The 1958-nt window shown below is 70.3% G+C and carries 3 protein-coding genes; all 3 read left to right on the top strand.

The window, feature by feature from the left end; genetic code table 11:
• Positions 1–752 (top strand): chemotaxis protein CheB (locus ACTUAL_RS28180; RefSeq protein ID WP_440902360.1); only part of this gene is annotated, 752 nt, incomplete at its 5' end.
• Between the two features lie 29 nt (positions 753–781).
• Positions 782–1627: a CheR family methyltransferase gene (locus ACTUAL_RS28175; protein ID WP_309141993.1), complete on the top strand. Its 846-nt coding sequence runs from the start codon at positions 782–784 to the stop codon at positions 1625–1627.
• On the top strand, positions 1612–1958 hold a 347-nt coding region (locus ACTUAL_RS28170), incomplete at its 3' end, for a response regulator (RefSeq protein WP_440902359.1). The genes ACTUAL_RS28175 and ACTUAL_RS28170, both read left to right, overlap by 16 nt.

Raw genomic sequence — 1958 nt, 5'->3', positions numbered from 1 at the left:
GCCCGGTGGGCGCTCCCCCGGTCGGCGGCCCGCCCGCCCGACCCGGCACGCCCGCGAGGCCCGGCGCCCAGCCGCCCGCCCGCACGGGCGCCCCGGTCGGCCGCGGCCCCGGCAGGTCCTCCGCTCCCGGAATCCCCGGCGGTCACAACCGCGTCGACGTGCTGGCCATCGGCTCGTCCACGGGTGGACCCGAGGCGCTCCGCGTGGTGCTCTCCGAGCTGCCCGCGAACCTCCCGGTCCCCGTGGTGGTCGTCCAGCACATGCCCCCGGTCTTCACGGCGATGCTCGCGCAGCGCCTGGACGCGGGGTGCAAGGTCAAGGTCGTCGAGGCGACCGCGGGCACGCCCCTGCGTCCCGGCACGGTCTACCTCGCTCCGGGTGACAAGCACCTGGAAGTGGTCAGGGCGGGCACGAACGTGCAGACCAAGCTGCACAACGGCCCGCAGGAGAACCACTGCCGTCCCGCCGTGGACGTGCTCTTCCGCTCGGTCGCCTCGGTCTACGGCGGGAACGTCCTGGCCGTGGTGCTGACCGGGATGGGGCACGACGGCAGGGCGGGCGCACAGGTACTCCGGGCCAAGGGCGCCCGGATCGCCGCACAGGACGAGTTCAGCTCGGTCGTGTGGGGAATGCCCGGCTCGGTCGTGGAGGCGGGGTTGGCCGACGAGGTCCTGCCCCTGTCCGACATGACCGGATACATCCTCTCCCAGCTCCCCGATCGGGTAGCTGCCACAGCTCCGGGAGTGGCGTAGTGGAACTGAACGCCCAGCAATTCGCCTTCGTGGCAGACCTCGTGAAGCGAGAAGCCGCGATCGTCCTGGCTCCCGGCAAGGAGTACCTGGTCGAGTCGCGCCTCCTCCCGCTGGCACGCAAGTCTGGCCACGCCGACACCGCCTCGCTGGTGCAGGCCGTGCAGTCCGGCAAGTCGCCGGACCTGCGGCAGTCCCTGGTCGAGGCCCTGACGATCAACGAGACCTCCTGGTTCCGCGACCAGGAGCCGTACCTCGCCCTCAAGAGCGTGGTGCTTCCCGCCGTGCTGGAGAGCGCGGGGCCCGCCAGGCCGCTGCGCATCTGGTCGGCCGCGTGCTCCAGCGGTCAGGAGCCCTACAGCATCGCCATGAAGCTGGAGGAGAGCCTGCCGCCAGGGCGAGCGTACGACATCACCGCGAGCGACCTCTCCAGCGAGATGGTCAACCGCGCCCAGACCGGCAAGTACAGCCAGCTGGAGGTCAACCGCGGCCTCCCGGCGTCCCTGCTGGTGTCGCACTTCGACCGCGCGGGGCTGGACTGGCAGGTCAAGCCCGCCCTGCGCCGCAACATCACGTTCCGCAGGATCAACCTGGCGAACCCGCTGCCCCCCATGCAGCCGTTCGACGTGATCTTCCTGCGCAACGTGCTGATCTACTTCGACGTGGAGACCAAGCGGCAGATCCTGCGCCGCATGAGGGCGCTCATGCGCCCCGGCGGCTGGCTGCTGCTGGGCTCCGCCGAGACGACCATGGGCATCGACAGCGCGTTCCAGCGCGTCCCCGTCGGGCGCACGGCGGTCTACCGACTGGCCGGCGGCGAATCACCCGACGCAGCGACCACTTCCTTGAAAGGGGTAACGACGTGCGCGCCATCGTAATCGACGACTCCCGCGCCATGCGGGTCATCCTCCGCCGACTGCTGGAGGGCCACGGCTTCGGCGAGGTCCTGGAGGCCGAGAACGGCCAGGTCGCCCTGGACGTGCTCGTCCAGCAGGAGACGGCGCCGAACCTGGCGCTGGTCGACTGGAACATGCCCGTCATGGACGGGCTGCAGTTCATCATGACCGCTCGCAAGACCCCTGCCCTCCGCGAGATGACCTTGATGATGGTCACCACGGAGAGCGAGCAGGAGCAGATCGTCCGGGCGCTCGCTTCCGGGGCTCACGAGTACGTGATCAAGCCCTTCAACGCCGAAGGCATCGGCGAGAA

Source organism: Actinosynnema sp., assembly GCF_052038725.1.
Note: the sequence above shows the minus strand (reverse complement) of the source record. Positions and strands in the feature narration are given on the sequence as shown.